At 26.7% G+C, this 26139-nt stretch carries 24 protein-coding genes; 14 read left to right on the forward strand and 10 right to left on the reverse strand.

The annotated features are described in order from the left end of the window. Positions 1-96: 96 nt before the first annotated feature. From yidC to rpmH, 3 genes are read right to left on the reverse strand one after another with little or no spacing between them, the layout of a single operon-like run. Positions 97-2145, reverse strand: a complete 2049-nt coding sequence (gene yidC / locus N9R85_RS01320) for a membrane protein insertase YidC (protein WP_262858264.1) — start codon at positions 2143-2145, stop codon at positions 97-99. Then, positions 2135-2464 carry a ribonuclease P protein component gene (gene rnpA / locus N9R85_RS01325; RefSeq protein ID WP_205852139.1) on the reverse strand — a complete coding sequence of 110 codons (330 nt, stop codon included), beginning with the start codon at positions 2462-2464 and terminating at the stop codon, positions 2135-2137. Before rnpA ends, yidC begins: the two co-directional genes overlap by 11 nt. 13 nt (positions 2465-2477) lie before the next feature. After that, positions 2478-2624, reverse strand: coding sequence for a 50S ribosomal protein L34 (gene rpmH / locus N9R85_RS01330; protein WP_205852138.1), 147 nt, complete (start codon positions 2622-2624; stop codon positions 2478-2480). Between the two features lie 240 nt (positions 2625-2864). Here rpmH and N9R85_RS01335 point away from each other — a divergent pair, with 240 nt between their 5' ends. Continuing rightward, the gene (locus N9R85_RS01335) at positions 2865-3707 is read left to right on the forward strand and encodes an HAD family hydrolase (RefSeq protein ID WP_262858265.1); all 843 of its coding nucleotides are present in this window, start codon (positions 2865-2867) and stop codon (positions 3705-3707) included. 14 nt (positions 3708-3721) lie between these two features. Here N9R85_RS01335 and N9R85_RS01340 read toward each other — a convergent pair whose 3' ends face one another. Then, complete coding sequence (locus tag N9R85_RS01340; RefSeq protein ID WP_216490242.1) at positions 3722-3952, reverse strand: hypothetical protein; 231 nt, start codon at positions 3950-3952, stop codon at positions 3722-3724. Between N9R85_RS01340 and N9R85_RS01345 the strand changes: the two genes are divergently transcribed. Beyond that, entirely contained in the window at positions 3951-4382 is a 432-nt protein-coding gene (locus N9R85_RS01345; RefSeq protein ID WP_262858266.1) for a PQ-loop domain-containing transporter, read from the forward strand. The two genes, N9R85_RS01340 and N9R85_RS01345, sit on opposite strands and share 2 nt — an antisense overlap. 22 nt (positions 4383-4404) lie before the next feature. On the opposite strand, the gene N9R85_RS01350 is transcribed toward N9R85_RS01345, so the two are convergent. From N9R85_RS01350 to def, 4 genes are read right to left on the reverse strand one after another with little or no spacing between them, the layout of a single operon-like run. After that, positions 4405-4956, reverse strand: a complete 552-nt coding sequence (locus N9R85_RS01350) for a DJ-1/PfpI family protein (RefSeq protein WP_262858267.1) — start codon at positions 4954-4956, stop codon at positions 4405-4407. A 1-nt stretch (position 4957) separates the two neighbouring features. Further along, positions 4958-5884, reverse strand: a complete 927-nt coding sequence (locus tag N9R85_RS01355) for an MSC_0882 family membrane protein (protein WP_205852134.1) — start codon at positions 5882-5884, stop codon at positions 4958-4960. A gap of 9 nt (positions 5885-5893) precedes the next feature. Continuing rightward, positions 5894-7159 carry a hypothetical protein gene (locus N9R85_RS01360; protein ID WP_205852133.1) on the reverse strand — a complete coding sequence of 422 codons (1266 nt, stop codon included), beginning with the start codon at positions 7157-7159 and terminating at the stop codon, positions 5894-5896. Between the two features lie 25 nt (positions 7160-7184). Continuing rightward, positions 7185-7748 (reverse strand): peptide deformylase, encoded by a 564-nt coding sequence (gene def, locus N9R85_RS01365; protein WP_205852132.1) that lies wholly within the window; start codon positions 7746-7748, stop codon positions 7185-7187. A 75-nt stretch (positions 7749-7823) separates the two neighbouring features. Here def and plsY point away from each other — a divergent pair, with 75 nt between their 5' ends. The 12 genes from plsY (at position 7824) to N9R85_RS01425 (ending at position 23882) form a co-directional block, all read left to right on the forward strand. Next, positions 7824-8552, forward strand: coding sequence for a glycerol-3-phosphate 1-O-acyltransferase PlsY (gene plsY / locus N9R85_RS01370; RefSeq protein WP_262858268.1), 729 nt, complete (start codon positions 7824-7826; stop codon positions 8550-8552). Between the two features lie 93 nt (positions 8553-8645). Then, positions 8646-9545, forward strand: a complete 900-nt coding sequence (locus tag N9R85_RS01375; protein ID WP_205852414.1) for an ROK family protein — start codon at positions 8646-8648, stop codon at positions 9543-9545. Positions 9546-9645: 100 nt separating this feature from the next. Continuing rightward, positions 9646-11694, forward strand: coding sequence for an alpha-amylase family glycosyl hydrolase (locus N9R85_RS01380; RefSeq protein ID WP_262858269.1), 2049 nt, complete (start codon positions 9646-9648; stop codon positions 11692-11694). Between the two features lie 101 nt (positions 11695-11795). After that, complete coding sequence (locus tag N9R85_RS01385) at positions 11796-12245, forward strand: hypothetical protein (protein WP_205852416.1); 450 nt, start codon at positions 11796-11798, stop codon at positions 12243-12245. A gap of 18 nt (positions 12246-12263) precedes the next feature. Then, positions 12264-14741 (forward strand): hypothetical protein, encoded by a 2478-nt coding sequence (locus tag N9R85_RS01390; protein ID WP_262858270.1) that lies wholly within the window; start codon positions 12264-12266, stop codon positions 14739-14741. Between the two features lie 6 nt (positions 14742-14747). Continuing rightward, positions 14748-15272, forward strand: a complete 525-nt coding sequence (locus N9R85_RS01395; RefSeq protein WP_205852127.1) for a hypothetical protein — start codon at positions 14748-14750, stop codon at positions 15270-15272. Positions 15273-15274: 2 nt separating this feature from the next. Continuing rightward, positions 15275-18391, forward strand: coding sequence for an ABC transporter permease subunit (locus N9R85_RS01400; RefSeq protein ID WP_262858271.1), 3117 nt, complete (start codon positions 15275-15277; stop codon positions 18389-18391). A gap of 3 nt (positions 18392-18394) precedes the next feature. After that, entirely contained in the window at positions 18395-19345 is a 951-nt protein-coding gene (locus tag N9R85_RS01405; RefSeq protein WP_205852126.1) for a sugar ABC transporter permease, read from the forward strand. 3 nt (positions 19346-19348) lie between these two features. Beyond that, on the forward strand, positions 19349-20545 hold the full coding sequence (locus tag N9R85_RS01410; protein WP_205852125.1) for an ABC transporter ATP-binding protein: 1197 nt from the start codon (positions 19349-19351) through the stop codon (positions 20543-20545). 1 nt (position 20546) lies between these two features. Continuing rightward, a complete protein-coding gene (locus N9R85_RS01415; RefSeq protein ID WP_205852124.1) occupies positions 20547-21254 on the forward strand; it encodes a hypothetical protein in 708 nt (235 codons plus the stop codon). 103 nt (positions 21255-21357) lie between these two features. After that, complete coding sequence (locus tag N9R85_RS01420) at positions 21358-23133, forward strand: alpha-amylase family glycosyl hydrolase (protein ID WP_205852418.1); 1776 nt, start codon at positions 21358-21360, stop codon at positions 23131-23133. A gap of 35 nt (positions 23134-23168) precedes the next feature. Continuing rightward, the gene (locus tag N9R85_RS01425) at positions 23169-23882 is read left to right on the forward strand and encodes a winged helix-turn-helix domain-containing protein (RefSeq protein WP_205852122.1); all 714 of its coding nucleotides are present in this window, start codon (positions 23169-23171) and stop codon (positions 23880-23882) included. A 21-nt stretch (positions 23883-23903) separates the two neighbouring features. Here the strand turns inward: N9R85_RS01425 and N9R85_RS01430 are convergent, their stop codons facing one another. Further along, positions 23904-24455 carry a hypothetical protein gene (locus tag N9R85_RS01430; protein ID WP_205852419.1) on the reverse strand — a complete coding sequence of 184 codons (552 nt, stop codon included), beginning with the start codon at positions 24453-24455 and terminating at the stop codon, positions 23904-23906. A 371-nt stretch (positions 24456-24826) separates the two neighbouring features. Further along, the gene (locus tag N9R85_RS01435) at positions 24827-25867 is read right to left on the reverse strand and encodes a restriction endonuclease subunit S (RefSeq protein ID WP_262858272.1); all 1041 of its coding nucleotides are present in this window, start codon (positions 25865-25867) and stop codon (positions 24827-24829) included. Positions 25868-26139 lie beyond the last annotated feature (272 nt).

Genomic DNA, 26139 nt, shown 5'->3' on the forward strand with positions numbered 1-26139 from the left:
TGTTAGTTAAAATTTGCATTTATTTTATATATATTTTTTAATAAATTTTTATGATTTTGCATATAAAAAATGACTAAGCATTTGCTAAAGTCATTTTTATGATTTTCTAGTTAGTTTTTTAGAATATTTTTCTTTAAACCATTTTGTTTTCTTAAGTTTGTGTAATGAAAGAACTTCAAGCATTTGTCATAATCCACCGAATAATCAATAAATTTGAACACCAACTCCGAACATAATTGTAATAATTGCGAACACCGCGACCATAATTTTTTGAGTTTTTTCTGATTTTTTAAGCGCGTTCTTTTCTGAGATTGTTGTAGTTCTTTTGAATTTTTTTCTATTTAAGAATTGTGGTAATAATTGAGAAAGTATTTGGATTGCTATAGTTAGTACTAAAATTCATAGATAACTAAAGTCTCCACCCATAACTTTTTGGAATGAAACTGAAGAGAAGTTTAATCCTAATCAAACTGTATCTTTAATTTCAGGAATACCTTGAATAACCCTTCACATAGCAAGGAAAATAGGCATTGATATTAATAAACTACCAAATTGATCTAAAGGATTAATATTGTATTTTGCATATAGTGCTTGAATTTCTTGGTTTTTTCTCATTTTCATTTGTTTATTTTTTTCAAAACCTTGATATTTAGCTTCTATTGCCGCTTTTTTATATCTTAATCCTTCTTGTAATGATTGTGACATTTTAGTTTTAAAAGTTAATGCTAATGCTATTAATCTTGTTAAAACCAATGAAATAACAATGGCGATAATTGCTTCTCACCCTTTTAAATCAGGTAGTGATTGTTGTAACGATTGCACAACAACTGATAATGGATAAACTATTAAACCATAGAATGGTCCATATTCTCACGATTGTGCTCAATTAGAAATAGGTTGTAAAGGATAATCACCTCTAAACAATAATTCTTTATTAATAACGTTTAATTTTGATTCTTCAAAATTATACTTATTAATATTAGAAGAAATAATTTTAGATTGTTCTACACTTTTTGGGTCGTTTTTATCTTTTCTTTTTTCTACAAATCCTAAAGAATTTAGATAATTAAGCATTGTTTCTTGGTACATTCTAATTAATGTTAATTCCGGTTGAGAAACTTCAAATAAAGTTTCATCACTATCTTGAGCAACTATTACTTTTTTGTCGTCTTTTATTAAACTTTTAAAATATTCTGATACTGATGTAAAGTCTTCGTCGTTAATTTTATTTATTGTATATTTATTTAAATCACTTAAAAATTTACTATTTTTACCAAATGTATAATTATAAAATTCTTGTAAAACATCTCTAGCAAACATAAAGTTTGCAATTGTAATTTTATCGTTTACGTTTGTAATATTTTTGTCTTTTTCATTGTAGTTATTTACTAATTGTAAACCACTAATAAAGTTAACTGATAAGTTTCCTTTACTATCAACATTGTAAACATCTTTTTGTATTGTTTTTTTACCATCTGCAGATTTTACATCTATTTTATGTTTCTTTACATCAATATATGGAATAGCGGTATTAGGTAAAAATCTTAGCAATACAATATCATCAATATCGTTTACATATTTATAAGAAGTTGAGTTAGCAGATTTAAATAAATATCTACCATTTTTTTCTACAATAAATCTATTGTTATTATCTTTTTGGCTTTCAATATTAATAGCGGATAAGAATATTTTTTGACCATTAGTTTCGACACCGTATTGACCACCGTTTTCTGTGGTTTGTTCTCTTAATTTAGATAAAATTTCTCTATCATTAACATAGATGTTTTTATCAGCATTTTGTTCTAATATTTGTAGCTTTGATATTTCTAATTTTTTTTTTGTATCGTTTCCGTCATTGTCAACTAAAGGTAATGTTGTTGTTTTTTCATTACCATATTCACGTTCTTTGAATGTATTAACTCTAGGTGCAATATCATTTTTATTTGTGAAAAATTCTATACCGTTACCAACGGTTGTTGAATTTTTCAAAACAAATGATTGAATACAACCTGTCATAGTTAGACCAAAAATTAAAAGATATAAAATGATTTTCATTCATTTAAAAAAACCTTTTTTAGCTTTTTCTTTTTTTTCGTCCGAACTATTGTTATTGTTTCTAAAATAATTAAAGTTATTATTTTTCATTTTTTCTAAATCTTTCAAATAATTTTTGTATTTCTACTTTTTTAATAGAAAAAGGAGAGTTACAAAACTCTTTTCTTGCAATAATAACAAAATCATAATTTAAATCATACGGATTTAAATTATTTATTATTGCCTTGAGTTGTCTTTTATTAAAATTACGACCAACAGCATTTTCAAATTTTTTAGGTATTGTTATACCCATTTTAAAAGAATTACTTTTCTTGTAGTATAAAACAATATATTTATTATGTAATGAATTGTTTTTACTTATTATTTCTTGAAAATCCCAATTCTTTTTTAGTCGATATATTTTTTTCATGTTGGTGCTTTTATTATTTGTCAGAAACTGTTAAATGTTTTCTACCTTTAGCTCTTCTAGCAGCTAATACTTTTCTACCATTGGCAGTTTTCATTCTTGCTCTAAAACCGTGAACTTTTGCATGTTTTCGTTTATTAGGTTGGTATGTACGTTTGCTCATTTTTCCTCCTTATTTAGATTATAATATTTAAGCGTATTTATATTATACAATAATTTAATTTATACATTAACTAATAATTATTATTGTTTAAAAGTTATAATAGTAATATTAATTCATTAAAAAAAAATCTAAGTTTGTGTCTTGTTTATTAAGTTTTATTTTTTAATTTTATAAAAAATACAAATAAATATATATAATTAAAAATGTTTCTTTTTATAAGAAAACGATAGGAGTTTATAAATGAAAAAACTTTTTGCTTTTGATTTGGATGGAACCATTTTAGGTGAAGATAATAGCATTTCAGAATTTAATTTTAATGCTTTGAATTTGTCTAAAAAATCAGGTAATCTAAATGTAATAGCTACTGGAAGAGGTATAAGTAAAGTATTACCTTTATTTAATAAAAATACTATTAATAATTTTGATTATTTTGTGTGTTCTAACGGAGCGGTTATATACGATATAAAAAACAAAAAAACCTTTGTGTTAGGCAAATTAGATAATGCCATATTTGATATTATTAGAGAATACTCAGATGAAAATAAACTAGTATTAACAATAGATTCGTTAGATTATAATTGTACTATTTTACCTGAAAGTAAAATACCTAATTGGCTAAGTAATGAAAATAAAATGGATCTTAATATATTAAACATTTGTAATATACAAGACTTGAAAAATAATATAGAAAATAATAATTTTCATATTGTTCAAATCGCAACTAGAAATCCTAAAAAACTTGCGAAAAAGATAACTAGTGAAATTATTAAGTTGCTTGATAAGTACAAGGTTTCAATTTTTCTAACCAACGGAGTGTATACTGACATTAACCCTTTAGGTGTTAATAAATTAAAGGGTCTTGAAAAAGTTTTAGAATTAGAAGGTTTATCACATAAAAATTTGATTAGTTTTGGTGATAGTGGAAACGATATTGCAATGTTAAAAAATGCTAACTTAAGTTTTGCAATGGGCAACGCAACAGACGATGCAAAGGAAGCTGCAAGTAGAATTATTGGTAAAAATAACACAAATGCAATAGGGGAAACTATCATAGAAATACTAAAATTTAATAATGTGTTATAATTTTGTCCTATGAATTATACAATTGACGTATTATCGTGAATAGCAGCGGTATTTGTGATGATTTTAAGTTTACCGCAGTTAATCAACATCATTAAAACTAAGAAAACAGGGAATATCAATTTTGTTTCGTTTTGAATTTTTCATACCGGAGTATTGATGTGAACATTTTGATCATCATTTGGTAGTGAGAAATTATTTGCAACATTAATTGCTAATTCAGTTTGTTTATTCTTATATACAGTCATGATTGGTTTGTTATATTATTTCAAAAAAGAGTTTAGCTTATTTAGAAAGAAAATAGCATATTTAGGATTATTAATATTTCTATTAGTTTGAACAAGTTTTATAATAATAAGAAATGTTTCTGACTTTAGATGAACCGCAGATGTTCAAACTGCTATGGCATTAATTTTCCCATCATTAACTACATTTGCGTTCTTGCCACAGCTAATTTTTTCTTGAAGACATAAGCATTGAAAAGGTATATCAATTTGAATGTATGTGATTTATGAATTAAATAACTTAGTTTGAATAATTTGATGAATATTATTAATAATATCTTCTGTTGGAGGCGCAGAAGTTGGTCCGTTTATTGGTGGATTAATTTGACAATTAATTTCATTTATCTTATTTGGAACACAATTTATATTTACATTTAAATATAGAAAAAGTTAACATTGCAGAATGTTAACTTTTCTTATTTTCCTATTATAGATTTATAAGTATCTATTGCAGTTTGTTTATCAAAAATTTCTTCAAGAACTTTATATGCTAGTTTTTCAGCAGTCATAGCAGAACTTCCTGTTATAAAATTATTTGATACTACTACATCTGTATCTTCATAATCTTTATTATCTCTAAATAATTTACTTCATTCGCTAGGAAAGCTTGTGAATTTAGTATTTTCTGGAATTAAATCATTTTCTTTTAGAGCATTCGGAGCGTCGCAAATTGCTCAAACTAGTTTTTGATTTTTAACAAATTTATTTATCAATTCGTGTGACTTAAAGTTTTTTCTTAAAACTTGCGCACCTTTACCGCCTGGGATAAATATGGCATCGTAATCTTTAAAATCAACTTCATTTAGGATATTATCTATTTTAGATAAATTTAGTTGTCCGTTAGCGCTTTTGAGTACAGGGTTAAAATAATCAATTTTTTCAAATTTATTTGAACGACTTCAAATTGTTATCGGAGTTACTAATTCTAAGTCATTAAAATTATCTTCAAGTATAACTAATAATTTCATTTTATTTTTTGCCTCTTCTAATAATTCCTCTATATGAAAGATATATTATTAAAACAAGTGGCAATAATACAACTAATATAAATATAATTATATATGTTCTGAATCATGCTTTATTTTCACTTGCTTTTCTTTCTTCAACAAGTTTCATTACAGCTATTGCTGATTCAGCAGTACCAAATTGAGCTTTTACATCTTGAATTCTTTTTTTATCGTATAAAGTAATGAATAAATATAAAGCAAATATTCCAACAAACACACCACCATCAATTGCTAGCAATGTAGTTGTATTTCCAAATGTTGAATCAAGATTTTTCACTAAGTTTAAATATATATGTAAATTTAGTGAACCATTTGTTTCGCTTTCATTAAAAGGTTGTCCGATAGTTACTTCTTCTATACCAAAATAAAGTGTTATTATTGCTAAGTTAAAAATTAGGAAATAAGTAGTGAAGAAAACGAATATTCATGTAAGCCTTAATGATTTGAGAGTTAATGCTTTGTATAAATCAGCAAACATTGTGCTTGATGCTGCGTCACCGTTAGAATAATTAGATCTGTAATTTTTCTCAACGTTTTTTCAACCTGAAATTTTAATTAAACTTCTAACAGAAACGGAGAATGAAATTAAAAGTACAAATGCAATTAGTACGTATCATCCTATTCCTCTATGAGGATCTTTTGCGGTGTTTAAAAAATAATTTACACCAATTGCAGCTAAAGATAGAAGGAATAATACTCCTCACAAAGTGAAAGAAAGGTATCTTATTCTTTTTTCTTTTTTTATTATCGAATATGTTGATGGATTAAGTTGTTTTTGTGGATCAACAAAAAGAGAACTATTGTTAATTTGTGAAGTTTGTAAATTTACTGGTATCTGACCTGTTTCGATGTTAACAGAATTTGTGTTATTTTGTTTTGGTTTAAACATAATTAAATTTTAGATGGATTTTAAAATTCCACTATTTTCACTTTCTTTATTATTTGATTTAGGGTTTTCGTTTTCTGTTTTTTCTATTTTTTCACTAGAATTGTCTTTTTGTTTCTCTCTTTTTTCCAATTCTGAAAATAAAGAGTTAATAACTTTATCAAAGTTTATAATTTTATTTTCTTCTCTTTGGATATTTTTTTCTACGATTTGTGATATTTTACTTGAAAGTTGTTCTTTAGCTTCTGTTGTTAAGTTAGTTGAAAAATTACCTAATATTGATTTAGTTTTATTGTCTAATGAATCTTTAATATATTCATCATATATTTGTGAAATGTTATCAACAAAGTATTGTGTAGCAATTTCTTTTTTCTCATCTTTTGAGGCTGTTACGTATCTAGGATCATCAGATGTAACTTTAGCACGTACTTTTGCAGCTGTTTCATCGTCTATAACATTCATTTGTTTTAATTGTGGTATTTTGTCAAGATTATTTAAAACAATCTTTCTTAATTTAGGATCGTTTAATGTTTCTGTAAACCCTTCCATAACTTTTTCAAATTTTTCTTTAGCATCTTTATTATCAGGGTTATTAATATAATCATTAAACAATTGTTCACCACTAGTCAATACTTGATAAACTGATATTGCAAAATTTCCAATACCGTTAAGGCTAGCCCCCTTACCTCCAGTCATTATTTTGACAGCAACTTGGCTCGCCTTTGATGTGCTGTTGTCTTTTTGGCTTGCACTTAGTAAAACGTTACTAAATAAGAAAATACCAAAAGATGAAGCAATCATATTTGAGGCTCCGGTTATTAATCTCATTGTTGTCTTTGTCACAAAACCTTTTTGTTTGTCAATTCTTTTTCTTCTTTTACGCATTCAAAAGTGAATTGAAAGGGTGATTGAGAAGAAAATACCCCTCAACAATCAGTAGAATAATAAAGCTGCAAATGTAATTACAAAAGGTATTACATCTTTATATTCTTTAAAACGTTCGTTATTTTGCATCAAAGTTGCAGCGGTTATAGAAAATATAATTGTTAATCCGACTGAAGCAATTTTAGCAATAATATATTTTGTTCTCAATCACATACCAACAACAAAAGATATTGCAAAAAGCGCAATAATAACAATTGGTATTATATATGTTAAGCTAGGTACATCTAACTTCGTAAAAAACGAGTTAATTTTTTCTAAAATTTGTGATATCGCGTCTTTACTTTTTTCTGAAGAACTATTTTCAGAAAAGTAACTAACGTAGTTTAAGTTCATTTGTATTCCTCTCCATATAATTTGTCTATAAATAAGTAGATTTTTTAAGTTTTTTTCAAGGTTCTTTTTTCTTTAGACGATCGATAAAAAGCATACCGTTTAAGTGATCTAATTCATGTTGAAAAACAATAGCTAAATAATCTGTAACTTCGTATCTTAAAAATTTCTTTTCGAAGTAACTATAAGCATCAACTATTATTCTTTTACTTCTATGTACATAACCTGCTTGATTTGGTCATTCTTCAGGAACAGATAAACAACCTTCACCTTCGCTTAGTGCTACTAATTCTTTACTTTTAAAAACAACTTTTGGATTAAAAAGTACATCTTTAAAAATAACTTTTTCTTTTTCGTCTTTTATAAAAATATAAAAAGCATTTTTTAGAATTCCATATTGAACTGCAGCAACACCTACACCAGGTCTAAATTTTGTTCCTTCTGTTTGTGAATCATCGATATGGTAAATCATTTGCTCTGCTAATTTTATGTTTTCGTTAGAAAGCGGTAATTCTACATCTAAGGAATTTTTCCTTAAAACCTTATCTGGTAATTCAACTATTTTTACATCAAATTGTTTTTGTTCATTCATAGTATTTATTATATAATTAATTACAGAAAAATTAAATATATAATTTATATAATTACACTTTTAAAAGGGAGAAAAATGGAAATTTATTTATCTATATTAACTAATTTGCTTTTTGTTGTAATTGGTTATTTGGTCGGCTCAATTAATTTATCTATATTATTAGGTAAATATTTTTTCAAAAAAGATTTACGCGAATTTAATTCTAAAAATGCCGGTTCTACTAATGCTAGACGTGTATATGGTAAATTTTTTGGAACTTTTATTTTAGTTGTAGATATTTTAAAACCTATAATTGTGATATTGTTATCATACGGAATATCTAAGCTTATAAACAATAGTATAAAAATTAATTTAGAAGTTTCAAACACATTTGAAAGTGTGAATAAGATTTACAATGAATTAATTTTAATCCCTACATTTGGTGGTTTTGCGGTTGTGTTAGGTCACGTTTTTCCTGTTTTTCATAAATTTAAAGGCGGAAAAGGGGTCGCAAATTTTGTTGGTTTAATGTTAAGTATAAATGTAATTTCCTTTTTGGTTTTTGTTGTTATATATTTTTTAGTTTTATATATTAAAAAATATGTTTCAGTAGCAAGCATTAGTGCATCAATTTCTTCTAGTGTGGTACTTTTTATTCCATGAATTATTACCGGAGAACTTGGTATTTTTAATAACATTTCAGGTATAAATTATTATTTTATAATTCCATTAATTTCTTTATTTTTAGTTTCATTAATAACTTACTCTCATAAGCCAAATATTTTAAGAATCAAAAATAAAACAGAACCAAAAATTAACTTTTAGACCCATATACTTTAATTTTGTGGATAATTATAATTGCATTTATATGCAATTATTTTTAATTAAATAAATATAATAACAATATATAATATTAATATGAATTATACGAAATATGCAACAGTAGATGTTGGTGGAACAAATGTGCGTTTTGCCTTATTCGATAAAGATGCCAAAATATTGATGAAAAATAAAACACAAACAAATATTAATAGTGCTGAAATTACATGCGATTGAATAATCGATCAAGTTAATAAATATAGTATTGAACATCTTGCTTTATGTATACCTGGGCCTAGCGATTATAAAAATGGTATTGTTTTAAAAAGCCCTAATTTATTAGGTTCTTGAGTTAACTTTGATGTTAAAAATTACTTATTATCTAAAACTAACTTAAAGTCAATTGTCTTTGAAAACGACGCAAATGCTATGGCTTTAGCAAATCATAATAAATATACTAAAGATGTCAATGTTAGTCAATTCTTCACAATTAGTACCGGTTTTGGTGCAGGTTTAGTTATAAATGATAAAATTTATCATGGTAATAATTATTATGCTCAAGAAATTGCACAAATACCTGTATCAACAACAAATTTTAGCGAAAAACATCGTTTAATAAATGATTATGCATTAGAATTACACTGTTCAGGCAGTGGAATAGCAACAAAAGCTCAATTTTATAAGATTGCTAATAATGCAAAAGAAGTTTTCGAATTAGAATCAACTAACGAAATTGCTAAAAAAATAATTTTTGAGGCAAAAGACGCATTAACAAGAATGTTTGCAATTAGTGCAGGAATTATTGCTCCCCAAGTTTTCTTTGTTGGTGGTAGCCTAGCTTTAGCAAACAAAAAATTTGTTATAGATGCATTTGAAGAAGCTAAAAAGATTAGTGATTTTAACCATTTTAATAATGTTGAATTAGTTTTTGATGAAATGGGAGACGATTCTGCACTAATAGGATTATATTACTTGATTAACCAAAATACATTGTCTTAATGTATTTTTTTAATATAGTACTATTTGATGTATCAAGTTAGAAAAAATAGATAATATATGATGAGGAAATTTTCTAAAATTGCCTATAATTAATAATACTATGAAGAAAAAAATAAAATTATTACATTTAACAGCTGGTATTTTAGCCCCAGCAACATCACTAATTGCTTTAAGTTGTTCGACAACAAAAACTGATGATAATGCTAAAAGCAAATTGGTAGCTTACGAACAAAGCGATTTTCAAAAAAGAAGAAAAGAATCAGGAAAAAATTGAATTGGTTGAAATAATCCAAAATTTGTAGAGATAAATAGACAAAAAAGTTTAAATAATTTTACATACTCTGACGAAGCCGAAAATGTAAAAGCTATTGCTCCTTTTAATAACAAAGCAAAGAGATCTAATGTTGTATATCAATTAATGGTTTATTCATTTGCAGATGGGAACGGAGATGGTATAGGAGATTTTATTGGATTAAAAAATAACCTAAGTTATTTTACTAATTTAGGAATAGATACTCTTTACTTGTCTCCTATATTTCCAGCATCTACATATCATGGTTATGATGCAATTGACTATACAGCAGTTGCTCCAGAACTTGGCGGGATGGAAGCTTTTGATGCCTTCTTAATTGAAGCACATAAAAATGGAATTAGGGTTGTTCTAGATATGGCTTTCAATCATACTTCATACGAACATCCATGATTCCAAAGTGCGCTTTTAAATGATAAATCAACATATAGAAGTTTTTATAATTTTTACACAAATGTTGGTGGAGGAAGAGCAAATAGAGAAGGTGTTGATGATTCTAACTTAAGAACTTATTTTAAAGCAATACCTCAAAACGGTTCTCAATTTACAGATTATGATGGTAAAACATATCCAGTAAGAACTACAAATAAACATTGAGTGGCAGAATTTTGATCAGGTATGCCTGACTTAAATTTATTTAATTCTAGGTTACAAGAAGAAATAAAAAATATTCACTACTTTTGAGCTAAAAAAGGTGTAGACGGATTTAGATACGATGCATTCTATCATTTCTTCCAAAGTGAAAATAGATTTAAACGTACAGAGTCTGGCGCTTCTACAACAACTAAACTATTATCTGAATGAAGAAAAGCAGCGGAAAAAGGTTATGCTGATGCTGAAAAAGAAGGTGTAACAAGATCTTCAAATTCTCCATTCATGTTCGGTGAGTGATGAGGTGATCCTGCTGGCGCTACAGATAAAGGAAATTCGAAAGATTTTTGGTTTAATAAACAAGATGATTCTATGGCGATAGGTTCTTTAATTGATGCAACAAAATGAAGATACAATACAAATGTAAGTATTAGTCCCCAAGACGAAAGAAATGTTTTAAATAGTCTTAAAGATAAAAACGGGATTGCAAGAGAATGAATGCCTCATTTAGAAAATCACGATGTTGATAGATGAATTACATATTTTAGAAATACTGTTTCTCATGGTAAGGTAGGTGCAGAACCTAATACACTTAGTGATCAAGAAAGATCAGCATACGAATATGCAGTATTTTCATTATTAACAAGAGGAGGATATCCGACTCTTTACATGGGTGATGAAATATTAATGCAAGGCGGTAATAAAGGAGAAGGTGATACAAACGTTCGTGAACCTTGGTGTTGAGGTGATATGTCTAAACAAGTTTATTTTAGTGACGAAAGAGACGGAGCTCAAATTTTACCTAAGGCATCTGTTGGTGAAGGTAATACAGAATATTTAATCTCTGATCCTAATGGTTTTTATAAACTTGTTTCTAAATTAATTCAAGTTAGAAAAGATTTTCCATCTGTAAGTGAACAAAAAGTTGAAAATATAGCTAACCCCGAAATAGTATTAGATTATCAATTAAGACCTGAAATTTACCAAGATGATTTTAAATATAATGAAACAGTTTTAAGAGATAATCACGATGGAACATATGTGTTATTTATTTTTAACGGAGATAATAAACCTATTTCAAATGTTTGACTTAAAAAAGAGTTTGAGGTAAAAAAAGTTTTATTATCTAAAAACATAACTGCAAAATTAATTGATGAATCTAATCCACAAGAAAGCCCTACTCTTATACAAGGTAAAGATGGAGTTAAATTAGCTGCATTCTTAATTGGTAAAAAAGAACAAAAATAAAACACTCATCTTGATATATCAAGTTAGAATGACAAAAAATGATTAAATTTATAAAGGTAGAAATATCATAAATAAATTTATTGTAAAATTATAATTAGGATATGAAAAAGAAATATAAAATAAAGAAAATCCCCTTTAAAACTAAAGTTAGATGGTTATTTCTAGGCAAGTACCCTTTAGAAAGAAAATATAAGCCTAAAATTTTAGAATACTTATTTCTTATATTTTCAAGTATTGTGCTTTTAATTCTTCAAATAATTTTTGCTTTATATTTGATAAATTTAGCAAAAGAGGTAGAAAAAGACAGGTATTTAGTTAGTTTAATTCTAGAAATAAAAAAATATACTACTAGAATTCTTATATCTATATATTTCACATCTTATTTGGTTGCTTTGATTTTATCGGTACATGTCTTTTATATATTGCGAAAGACAGAATTCAATAAATGGATTGCAATCATTGGTGTAGTTAGTTTATTATTAATGTTAACACCCATAAGTATCCTATTCTTAATCGTCGCTTACAATAAAAATGAATTAGCGTTCGAGTAAAAAAATAATGGAGACAAAATGAAAAGAAAATTATTATTATCAACTGGTTTAGTTGCGGGTATCGCATCTCTTTCAACAGTTATTGCTTGTGGTTCTACAACACAAAGTTCATCAGGTAACACATGAGCAAATAGAAAAGAAATAGTTATTGCTGTTGATGGAGCCCAAGAAGACTTTTATAATGAAGTTATTAAAGAATTTAATGAAACATCTTATGCTAAGGAAAAAGGTTTCAAAATTCAAACAATTAACAAAAATGTTTTTGGTGCCTTAGATTTCGGTACACAAGGTTTAACAGATGAACAAGTTCCTGATTTATTTTATGCACCTAACGATAGAATTACAAGTACAGCACAAACAGGTTCATTAGCTGAAATCGATGAATTTGATCCTACTTTATTTGATGAACTTGCTAAACAATTGGGAGTTACATCTGCTGAAGAAATTAAAGAAATGAGAGATTTTGGTACTGTAGAAGGTGTTATTAAAGGTGATATAAACGCTGGTACAGTTAAAAAACTTTTAGCATTAAGACATAACGCTGAAGGTATAGTTATGGCATCTAGCGAAAACGAAGATGAGTCAAGAAAAATTTTAGAAAATGCAAATACTGATACATTAGCGGAATTAGTTACAAGTGGTGAAGCGTTATTAAGAATTCAAGACTTTTGATTTGGAAACGGAATCTTTGGTGGAGTTTTCGATAAATTACAAAAAGATAAAATTGAAAATGGTGAAGCAGCTGATTATTTAATGTCAAAAATACTTTATAGTGATAATAATGAAGTTAAATCAGGATTTATTAAATCAGACAAATTCCACCCAGAATTTAAAAAAGCTCTTGATGTAGTTGGTGATTTATTGTGACCAATTTATGAAGCTGCTTTTAAGAAAAACACAGTTGATTATGGACAAACTGTTTGAGGGAAAAAAGGTATTTCTCAAGCTGACTTAGTATCATTTTTAGGTTCAGATGTTGGTAATGCTCAAAACATTTCATTTAGATTAATGAAAGAAGGAAAAATAAAATTTGCTTTAGTAGGAACATGAGATATTCAAAATGCTCAATCTACAGCAAATGCAAAATCATTCTTTAACGTTGTTAATACAAAAGATGATTATAAATACTTACAAGCATCAGGTTCATGATCATACGCTATTAACGCAAGAAATAATGGTGTTTCAGAAGATAGAAAAAATGCTATCGTTGAATTAATTAAGATTATTTTTAAAACTGAACCATACTTAAAATACTTTGAAAGAGATTCAAAAATTCCTTTTGCTAAGGCAGAACGTACAAGAGTTCAAGAAGCATACAATAGAGTTAATACAGAGAAAAATGCTGAAGTAGCAAAATTTGCAACAGATTTAGGATTCAAAAATTTTGAAGACTTAATTGTAAAATATCAAGAAGTAGTTCAACCGATTGTTAAATTAGCTAGAAGTGGTTTATTAGGAAATACTTGAAGCATCGAAACAAATTCAGATCCTTTAAACGATGCTAATAAATTACCTAAATCAACATACCAATTATTAACAAAAGAAGAAGTTAAATTAAAACCCGAAGATCAAAAAGGGAACTATAACGTTAAACCTGATCAAATGTCTAACGAACAATTTACAACTCTTAACAATAGTTTAGAAGATTCATATGCACTTAGAAACGTTCTTTCAGCAATATTAGGATTGACAAATCTTGCTGATCTTCAAGGTAACAATGAACCATGACAAATTGGTGAGGGTGTTATTAAAGGTGGATTATCTACAATAACAAATCCAAAATTTTCGGAATTAATGGAAGGTAATAACGCATGACACGTTAGAAAGGTAGAAAAATACATTTTCGGCGCTAACGGAGATAATGGTGATGAAAAAGAAGCTTTAATTCAATCATTTTCAAATGTTGTAAATGATGAAACTGGATTAAATGACTTAATTAATAGTGTTATCCAAAGAGCTAAAGACTTTTCTTCAGAAGTTGCAAAAACAACAGTTGCAGCTGATGTAATTGAAAAAGCTGTAAAAGGATATTTAGCTAACTTTGTTAACGTTGCTAAAGTAAGAAATGCTACAGCAGGAATTTATGCTGAAGGTAAAATGGTTAATTCTGATGGTCAACCTTCTGAAGTTACATTTGACGAAGTTACTGAAAAAACTGCTGAATACAACAAACTAAAAAGTGTTGATAAAGTTCTTCAAGTTGTTGCTTCAAGTAGAACAATCCAAGAAGGTGGAATTGGAATCTTGTCAACTCAAGAAAGACGTATCGATAACTCTAACCCTCAATTTGGTCAAGTATGAGGAAACTGAAACGAAAAAACAGTTGGTAACAAAGTTAAATTGGAAGAAATTAAAAATTCAGTTAATAACAAAGAACAATTTGTTGCTGCTATCGAAGATCATTTAAGTTACTTATTTGGTGAAACAGCTAAATCTATTACAGGTAAAGCGTCACTTACAGTTGCTTTCGATCCAAAAAAACCAGCTAACAATTAATAAAATATGTATCAAAAATACAAGACAAATATTAATAAACAACAATTTTATATTTTAATTTCATTAATAGCGTTACTATCAGTAACATTATTAGTTTGGGTTTTAATACCATTTGGTTATGGTATTAATCCTAATTATATTAATAAAATTGAAGCAAATAATAATGACGAAGAAGTTAGTAAACTTGTTTCACAATTAGCAATGAAAACAATAATATCTTACATTGCAAACTCATTCGTGATAATATTTTTCTTGGTATATATATTACTTTTAAAAAATAAAATTAAAGCAGGATATCTATTCTTTATAATTTGAATTTTAGTATTTATAACTTTTATTGCAATGCCATTTTATGGTGGTTCAGAGCAAACAAGCCAATATACTAAATTTCAATTCTGGGTAGGTATCTTTGCTTCGTTTTTATCAGGAATAAATGCATTTACATTATTTGTATTTATGTTAAAATACCACATAGATAGAAAATTTCATTATTATGAATGATACAAAATACACAAAGGACGAAGCAAATAATTATGGAAGATTTAAAACTTTATAATTGATATGGCGAGTCATTTGATAATATTTTACCCCAAAGCTCAGGTAATATGGTGGCTTACAAAAAGCAAGTAAGAAACATATTTTTGAGAACAAGGGACAGAATAAAGTCTCAAGAGAGTATAGACAAAGATTTATACTTAAGAGCAAGAACAAAACTACAAGATAATTTAAAAAGAGAACTTGCGAGTCACAAAGTTGCCTACAAGAATAAACTTGCAGTTTTAAAAGATTCTATTAAAAAATTATCATACGCAGATTCAACAATCAACTTGTTGCAATTTGAAATCAATAAAATTAAGGCGTCTTTAAAGGATACAAAAAAATATGCAAAAGATTTTGTTTATTCTTTACAACAAAGCGCTGATGAAATTGATGTCAAATTAGATAACATAGAAAAATTAAAAACAAAAACTTATGTTGATGAAGAAGAATTGTTTAAAAAATTCGCTATTTACAACATAATGTATATTTATATTAAAAAAACAGGTAAGACCGATTTTGATATTAAGCTAATTCACGACGATCTATTACCAATAGAGCAGGAATGAGTTAAAAAACTTGATAATCCAAATCAATATTTCACTAATATTTATAATTCAGTTGAAAAACAAAGAATAAGTTTATACAATCGTAAACAAGAATTAATAAGAAAATACGAAGGAACTTATAAGTTACAAAAACAACTTTTCATTGAAGAAACAGAAGAAATTAAGTTAGTAACTAAACAGAAAATACTTGAATTAGAATATGAATATACAAAAAAATCTAATGAACTACTAGAACGTGCAAAAGAAACTAAAACAAAAGCGTTGGCGAAAATTGAAGAACAAAAAGAGATTATTTTAAATGCTGAAACAAAAAATAAAGCTATTGTAAAAGAAATAATCGATAATTCAAACAAACAAATTAAAGAAATAAAATCAAACTATAAAGAACAATTAAAATTAGTTAAATATCGCTCAATGATACAAAACACCAAAGATTTTATGAGTTTTTTATCAAAAAATGAAATTGATATTCCTCAATTAGACTATACATTCAAGAGTACTTTTACACTAGACGAAGCGAAGGAAATTTCTAATAAATTAAATGGTCAATTAAGTGATTTCTTAATCGAAAATAAAGAAAATCATTTTGTTCAAATTGCTCATTCTCAATTTTTTAGCAAAATTAATTTATTTAGAACATATTACGAATTCAAAAATTTATTAAAGTCACAATACAAAGAAAAAGTTGGTTTAAGTAAAGTTAAATATACTTATGAAGGTAAATTTAACTTAGAAGAATCTAAATCATTAAGAGATTTATTTATTGATTCTAGAAAAACTAGGTTAGCCTTTAGAAAAGAAAAAATAAAAGCTAAGTATGAACTTTTAGTTCTTAAACAAAAAGAAGTAGAAAAACTTAACAATAGAGATAACAAAAATATCGATGATTTAAGTTTTGAATTATTGACAGATAACGAAAAATTTAAGTTAGCAAAATCTAAAGCTATTAAGCAATTTAAAGATGAAAAAGCAGAATTAAAACGTAAAATAGCTTCAAAAGAAATTTCAAAACAAGCTTACAAAAATAAAATTTACGAATATAAAATTAATAAAAAAGAAACTATTCGTGAAACAAAATTAAAATCAATGTTAATGTCTAATAAAGAAATTCTAAGAACAGCATTTTGAAGGGAATTTTCTGAAGTTAAAGTTAACAAAAAAATATATGAAAGTAAAATAACAGAAGCGCAAAAAACTATACCAGTTGAAACAATGAAGAATTTAAGATTCCTAACATCATTTTTAGGATTTGTTTTTCCTGGATTATCAGAATTATTATTCTTCAAACAATATGTTAAAGGTACTTTATTAACATTGTTATCAACTTTTATATGAACAGTTATTATTCCATTTTCATTTGGTGCTTATTGAAGTAAAATGGGTGGAATTCCAGGATTTAGTGACCTTGGAAAAGGACTTCATAATTCATCACTAGGTATTTTTACGGATGCTCGTTTATATATATTTGGTGGTGTTATTTCGGTTGTTTTATTAGTTTTCGCATTAGCGTATTTATCCGTATCATCGATTAGTTCTTATCGTGTTGCTAAACAATTAGAATATGGTTCAAGACCAAGTAAATGAACACATACAAAAAGATGATTAAATACAAGTGGATTTCCATGGATGATTTCACTATTCGGTTGATTTTTAATGATTTTCATCGTTGCAACACCGATATTTACATCTATATTAATTTCATTTACCAACTTCGGTTATGAGCATCAAGCTCCGTCTCAAACAGTTGATTGAGTAGGGCTTAAGATGTGAGGATATTGATGAGTATTTAGAGAAAATAACTTGTTATTATCATTACAAAGAGTTATTGTTTGAACAATAATTTGAACAATATTATCTACATTAATTCCGATAAGTGTAGGTATTATAATTGCTGTATTAACAAACAGCCAAAGAATTAAATTTAAAAAAGTATTTAGAGTTATTTACATTTTACCTTGAGCAATTCCTGCGTTCGTTACACTTACATTTATTAAAAGTATGTTCCAAGGTGGGGACCAAGGTTTCATTAACTTAATTATGCTTAAAATAGGGTTAATTAGTGATGCCAAAAACTGATTAGCTGAAATAGGTACAACTAGAGTTCTTGTTATTATAGTTCAAACATGAATTGCTTATGCTTGAATCTTTATGTTAGTGACAGGTAACTTACAATCTATACCAAAAGATATTTATGAAGCCGGTTCAGTTGATGGTGCAAGAGGTGCACAGTTATTTAGATATTTAACATTACCTTCATTATTACTTTCAATTGCACCTATGTTAATTGGACAATTTGTTGGTTCATTCAACAACTTTACAACAATTTCTATATTCACAGGTGGTGGTCCTGCTTTTGCGAATCCTACTGTGTTTGGTGAAGCTTCAACAGATATCATTATTTCATGAGTTTATAAGTTAACACTTGGTACAGTTAAATTTGCCGGAGATCAGGCTTTCGCTGCCGCTTTAACAACTTTAGCTGCATTATTCAGTATTTCACTTGGTGCTCGTGGATTTATTAAATCAATGTCAAGGAGGGATTAAGAGATGTTTTCTAGAAAAAGAATTTATTCACATATTTTTGATGATATAAAAGTCAATAATAAAAAACTAGACAAAAAAAGATTAAATTTTAATGAATCAGATTCAAAACCTCCTACAACAATGGAAATAATTTGATTATTCTTTAATTATTTAATCTTAATAGTTTGAGCAATAATTGTGCTTTTCCCAATTGTTTCTCTAATTATTTCTGCTTTTAATATAAACAACCCACGTATTATTGCCATCACACCATTTAAATTTGGGTGAGAAAACTTTACATACTTATTCACAAGTGAGCAAAGTTATTTTGGTAGATGATATTTCAATACAATACTAATAGCCGTATTAACAATGGTTATTTCAACAATAGCAGTAGCCTTAAATGGTTATGCATATTCAAGATTTAAATTTGCTGGTTCTAAGCATTCATTGACAGTTATTATGATGCTTCAAATGATTCCAGCTACATCAGCTCTAATTTCGCTATATTTACTTATCAGAATGGGTAATTCATTAGGCTTCCCAACAATATTTATGTTGATTCTAATTTATGCAGGTGGTTCAATTTCTGGTAATACATTTATGTTGAAAAGTTATTTAGACACAGTGTCATCAGAACTAGATGATTCGGCAAAAGTTGATGGATGCAATAACTGAGGGCTATTCTTTAAAATATTAGTTCCAGTTATTAGACCTGCGTTAATTATGGTTGCTTTATGATCATTCTTGATACCATTTACAGACGTTATTTTACCTAAGTTTGTTTTATTTGAATTAAAAAATACAACACTTGCTGTTGGGTTAAGTTACTTTATTGATACTGAACCTAAACACGTTAATGCGGGTGCTTATGCTGCGGGTTCAATACTAGCTTCAGCTCCAGCGTTTGTATTATTTATGTACTTACAAAGATACATTGTAGGTGGATTAAGTGACGGAGCCGTGAAAGGATAATATATGAAAAACAATTTAGACCAAAATTTGACTTCAGATTTAGAAACAGGTTTTGAAACTATTGATTTAGATTCGATGCTTTCTGAAGTTGGGGAAATTTCTTCCACAAATAGCGGTGCCCACATTAATTTAGTAAATATTTCTAAAAAATATGAAGGAAACGAAAAATATACATTAGAAAATATTAATCTTGAAATTAAACCAGGTACCTTCTGTATCTTTTTAGGACCATCAGGTTGTGGTAAAACTACGCTTTTAAGAATGATTGCTGGTCTTAACTCAATTACTAAAGGTGATTTATTATTTAATAATAAAAGATACAACAACTTATTACCAAATGAACGTAATATAGCTATGGTTTTCCAATCATACGCTTTATACCCACATATGAATGTTTATAATAATATTTCATTTGGATTAAAAATAGCTAAAGAAAGAAAAGATATCATTGACCGTCGTGTTAAGGATGTTGCTAAAATTTTAAAAATAGATGAATATCTATATAGAAAACCTCGTGATTTATCAGGAGGTCAAAGACAACGTGTTGCGATAGGACGTGCTATCGCTAGAAAACCACTTGTTTTCTTAATGGATGAACCTCTTTCAAACTTAGATGCTAAATTAAGAGAAAGCATGCGTAGAGAAATTGTTAATATCCATAGAATGTTAAACACAACAAGTATTTATGTTACACACGACCAGTTAGAAGCTATGACAATGGGTGACCAAATTGTCGTGTTTAATGATGGAAAAATCCAACAAAGCGGTAAAGGTAAAGATTTATACTTTAGACCTGCAAACGTTTTTGTTGCAAAATTTATTGGTTCTCCAACAATGAATACTTTTGACGCAGTTTACAAAGGTGGTAAATTAACAGAAGTAAATAACAGTTTAGAAATTACTTTAGATGAAGAAGCTAAACAACATGTAAAAGAAAATCAAAAAATAGTTGTTGGTTTCAGATCTGAAGATTTAAAAATACATAATAAACAAGTTCCAAATTCAGTTTTAGGAAAAATAACAAATATTGAATTAATTGGTAAAGATCAACTTATCGCAGTAAAAGTTAATGAAGATTTAGAGTTTATTGTTAACGCATCAAATAGTGAAGAATTTGAATTATACTCACATGTGTATGTTGAATTCATAATACCAAGAATACATTTATTTGATAAAGAAACCGAAAACAGAATTAATTAACATGAAATTTTTAGAACATTTTAAAAATTATAAAGAAAGAAAAATTCTTTTATTCTTAATTACATTATTAGTATTTATTTCTTTAATATTCCAAATAGTAATGTATATTAATTTTTTCGATAGAATTGAAATCGAAAAAAATTGAATTAATGCTGGCCATGTATTAGTTCTAAACTGAAAAAAAGCTTCCCCTACTTATCAATTAACTGAGTTATTTCTATTTTTAAATACATTATTTGTATTTTCTGCAGTTATCATTCTTATTATTTTGTTTATTATGCAATATAAACTTTATAAAAATATAGGTAATGCTGATGAGTATTTTAAAAGTTTATACTTTTTAGTAACAGTTTTATTTGTTAGTGCATTTGCGATTATTTCATTACAACCTGAAAGTGTAAATCAAATTAATGTAATAACAATTAATAATGAACTTCGTGAAGTTAATAATACACTAAGTTATGATCTTAGTTATAAACTAATTTGATCTTCAATGTTTATGTCATTTATAGCATTAGTATTTACAATTAGCGCTAAAAAGAAATTTGGTTTTGTAACCAAAGATAAAATCCTAATGCCTTCAATTAATGGAAAAGACAATAGACTAAAGATGTTTTTAGGTAAAAAGACAACAACATTACCTATGTCTAGAAGTGACAAAATAACTGACCTAAAAAATAAAATTCAAGATGTATTAGATAACAAATAATATTAAAAAAACAACAGATCGATCTGTTGTTTTTTGTTTACACCTATCAAGAAAAAAATAAATATACTTTTAAATTTTAATAACTTATTATAATTCTATTACTATGAATTTAAAAAATAAAGCATTAAAAAAATATTACAATTTAATATATAAAAAATATTTAAAAAATCAACTTAGAAAAGAATATGCTAAGTGAGATGACCCCAAATATAATGATAACATTAATCAAACTTATAAAGATTTATGAAAAAACGCTCCAAAAGCGGAACCTTTACAAAATTACAAGAATACAAATATAATGTATCAAGTCTTAGTTTATTCATTTGCAGATGGTAATAATGATGGTATAGGAGATTTTATTGGTTTAAAAAATAAACTAGACTATTTATCGAATTTAGGTGTAGACCAAATTTGATTATCCCCATTGCATCCGTCATCAAGCTATCATGGATATAATGTTAAAGATTATTGTAATGTTGCTGATCAATTAGGTGGAATGGATGCATTTATTGATTTTTTAAGTGCAGCACATAAGAAAGGAATAAAAGTTTATTTAGATTTAATTTTTAACCATACATCTTTTGAACACCCTTGATTCCAAAAAGCTATCGAAGGAGACGAGTTATATAAAAAATATTATAGAATTGAACCCGATTTAGATATAAATGACCCTGACGTTAAATTAGATAAAGAATTTTATAGAAAAAGTTTTCCTAAGATTAATCAAAAACCTACCAATAAACATTATTTAGCAAGATTTTCGTATTCTATGCCTGATTTAAACTTAGATAACAAAGTTGTTATTGACGAGTTAGTAGAAATACAAAAATTTTGAACTGCAGTTGGAGTTGACGGTTTTAGATATGATGCAATAGCTGAATATTTTTCGAGTGAAATAGAAACTAAAAACAACTTTAATGAGGCTAAAATATTTTCTATTTTAAGAAAAGCAAGTGATGAAATCACAAAACCAGCAGGACGTGATGATGTATTTATGGTCGGAGAATGAGTTTTCACCGATACATTTAAAGGGTTGCAATATTTAAAAGACGGAAATGAATTAGGTCTTAACACCGTTTATGATGGATTCAAATATTTTAGACAAAATACAGATGTTAGAATTCCGTATAAAGATTTAAAAGATTTAGTAAAAAAATATGAAGAAGCTTCACCTATAAGTAGATGAATGCCATTTATAGATAATCATGATACTAAAAGATGATTAGATGTTTTTAGAGAAGAAGTTTCTAAAAACAAACCACATCAATTGACTAAAAAACTAACAGAATTAGAAAAAGATAATTTAAAAATTGCTTTATTCCAATTAATGGCATTACCTGGAAATCCAATTATTTATCAAGGTGATGAATTATATTATTTTGGTACAAGATACTATGGTGATCCATCATTAAGAGAACCAATGAAATGATCAAATCCACAAGAAAATTGTTTTATCTATGACGGGATTGTAATCGAAAACTTAGAAGAATATATTTTATTAACTTCTGCAACTCAATTGCCTGTAATTGAAGAAGCTATTAAGGTGGAGAATTCACCTTATAGTTTGATTCAATATATGTCTAAATTACGTGAAGAATATCCTTTCTTAAAAGAAACAAATTCTGATACAATTGTAGACCCTTATACATTTATAGATACTGACGATTATTCTAGTGTTACAGTTAGAAAAGCTCCTGAACAAGATAAAGAATTCTTACTGTTCGCGTTTTGTAATTATAAAAATGAAAAATTGAACTTCATAAAAATTTCGAGAGATTATCATTTTAAACCCGTTTTATTAAAGAAGACAAAAAATTATGGTTGAAACTTTGAGATGGAGCAAGGTGGATACGCAATATTTAAATTGATAAAAAAATAAGAATTTTTTTATTTTAAATTTGGTAAAATTGTGATATGGTAAACGCAAAAAACAGAAAAAAAATTAATGAAGAACTAGTTTCTAAGGCAACTCCAAAAATATTAAGTAAAACCAATGAGGTAGTAAAATATTTAATTGATTTAATAGTAACTAGAAAAGTTCCTGTAAACAAAATTATGCCATCTGAGCACGCATTAATGGAAATGTTCAAATGTTCTAGAAGTGTAGTTGTTGGTGCTTATCAAAAACTATACGCGCTTGGTGCTGTTTACACAATATCCAAAAGAGGTCACTTTGTAGCGGAGAATTTTTATAATTTAATTAAACCCGTTAGTTTTTTAATGGGTGCTGACAGAGTTAGAGGTATTGAGATAGAAGAACCAACAGAACCGGATTGATTTCATGAAAAAAGAATAATTTTTGTTGAAGGATTCAGACAATTTCGTACAACTTACGAAATTGAAGGTAAAGTCATTGCTGAAGCAGATATATTCTTATCTATAAAAAACGTTGATCAATTTGAACCAATTAGTTTAAATAAACCTATTATTGACACTTTAGCTGAAAGAAGTAGTTTGACAAATATTGTTTATGAGTTGAAATATGAAAATGTAAAACTGTTTGGAGAAGATAAATTAGTTGTTATCACAATGTGAGGATACGACAATGAAAGCATTAGTATCGCAGCCAAGTTTTATATTAAACCAGAAAACTTTATTTTCTTTCACCAAGAATTTTCATTATATTAAAAAATGACTATTACAAATGTTTTAGTCATTTTTTATATTAATAAATCCTTTGTGAAATGGTAATTTTAATTTAGATTTGGTAATGTGAACAGAATAATAATTAGGATTGATATTAGTAATTTTTTTTATTTTTAATAAAGATTCATCATAATCAAAATAAAGTAAGATTCAAATATCTGGATCGTAAGAATAAATAGAATTAATCAAATCATAAATCTGATCGCCATCAGATTTTTTGTTAATTAAATTAAGTAGTTTATTAATTGCTTTATAGTTTAATTCACTTGAATTAGATGCTAACAAAAGATTTAAGTAAATTTTTTCACCAAAATAATTAAAGCTTGGAAGCGGATTATCAGCACTGAATTTTTTATTAATTGAAATTTGTTCACTATTATATGTCTTTAATTTTAAAAAAGATTGTAAATCTATAACTATCTCATATGGGTTTGAAAGTTGTTTGTCTTTAATTGCTTTTTCAAGTGAGTTTCCAAAAAGAGAGTATACAAAATTTCTTTGATGAGCAATTTCATCGAATTTAACTAATATTTTATTCTTTTCAATATTTTCCATATAAAAATTATATAAAAAAATAGACATAACAACATTGTTATGTCTTAAAATATATTTTTTGTAAACTATGCTCACAATATATGAAACATTTAATTATAAACTATGACAATTAGAGATTATATACATTAATATATTATATTTTTTATTGTTACGTGGTCGACTTAATTTTCTAAATAAAAATCTGCATAGTGTTTCGAATATATAGTTTGGTGGACGATTTTATATATTTGACACTTTAGTTTTAGATAATCTAAGTTTATAAATAAAAAATTTAAAGAATGATTATTAATTAATAAATAAATAAAATTAAATTAATCTTATTTTACTTACTAAAGCTAAATAAAAACAAATTTATAAAAATTAATGCTGTTTTAGATAAACATTTTGTTTAATAATGTCTTCTTAATATTTTCTAGCTTTTCTAATTTTCGTTGAAATAGTGCTATTGATGAATCTAAATTGGTGAATATTTTTGATATTTTAGTTTGTTCATTCATTTTAGGAGATCATATCAATATATTTTTATATTCTGAATAATATAAATGTTTAATTGTTGTACCTATCGTTATTTTATTAAAATTTATTCTTTTTAAAATGTTAAATAAAAAAATAATATTGATATTTTTATTAGGTATAATAGCTTGGTTTGTAGAAATAAATCATGAATTTTTATTCACTATTCTAAGATTTCCTATTGAACCATCTACAGAAATTAATATTGCATCTTCTTTTAAATGATTATCATTAATAAATCCAAAAATATCAGTGGCACTATAGACAGGATAATTTCCTGTTTTTTTAAAATCATTAATAAATATATTACTTTTTAAAATCTTGCTAACAAATGTTTCGATAGGAGATTGTACTCAAGAATTAGTAAAACCCTTAAATCTAATTTCAGGAAATTCTGCTTGACCGCTTACAAACATCTTATTAAGTAGAAATTCTTTAATATTTTTCATTTTTTCTAACTTACGCTGAAGTAGTGCGATTGATGAATCTAAATTATTTATTAATTTAGATATACTCTCTCTTTCACTTTTATTGGGCGAGTATGAAATTTTTATAGATGACATAACATTGTTCATCAATTTTGGTATCGCGGCAGCTGACACATATTTAAAAGTTTCTGAATTTAAAATATGAGCTATTGAATGATCGGAATATTTATCACTAAGCAAAACTCCACAAACATTTGTGGGGTAAAATTTACCAGATCTAAATCTAACTTTACCTGCACCTGCTCCGTCAGTTGTTCATGTTAATGAGTTTTCAAATAAATAATTACTATAATAACCTAATAAACCATTGTTTAATGTTTTAGAAGAATATACAGGGTATTTATTAATATATGTTAAATTAGAACTAATTTTGTTTGTTGATAAAACTTCACCACGTGTTATTTTAAACATATTTCCTACATAATCTTGTACTCAAGCGTTAGTAAATTAAATTATTAAAAAAATGTCTTTTTTACTATTGTTTCTTTGTGTTTTTTTAATATAAATTCAGGCTTTTAATCAGTACAAACGAAAAAAGAAGATAATTTTATAATTAAATAAGTTAGGTGAAAAAAATTTGACACTCCAAAATAAAGGAGTGTTATTTTTATGTCCAAACATTTTACATTTGAACAAAAAGTTAAATATTGCAAAATTATTGATCAAACCGATTTTAAAACAGC

It is taken from the genome of Mycoplasma sp. CSL7503-lung (assembly GCF_025515455.1).
GTDB lineage: Bacteria > Bacillota_I > Bacilli_A > Mycoplasmatales > Metamycoplasmataceae > Mycoplasmopsis.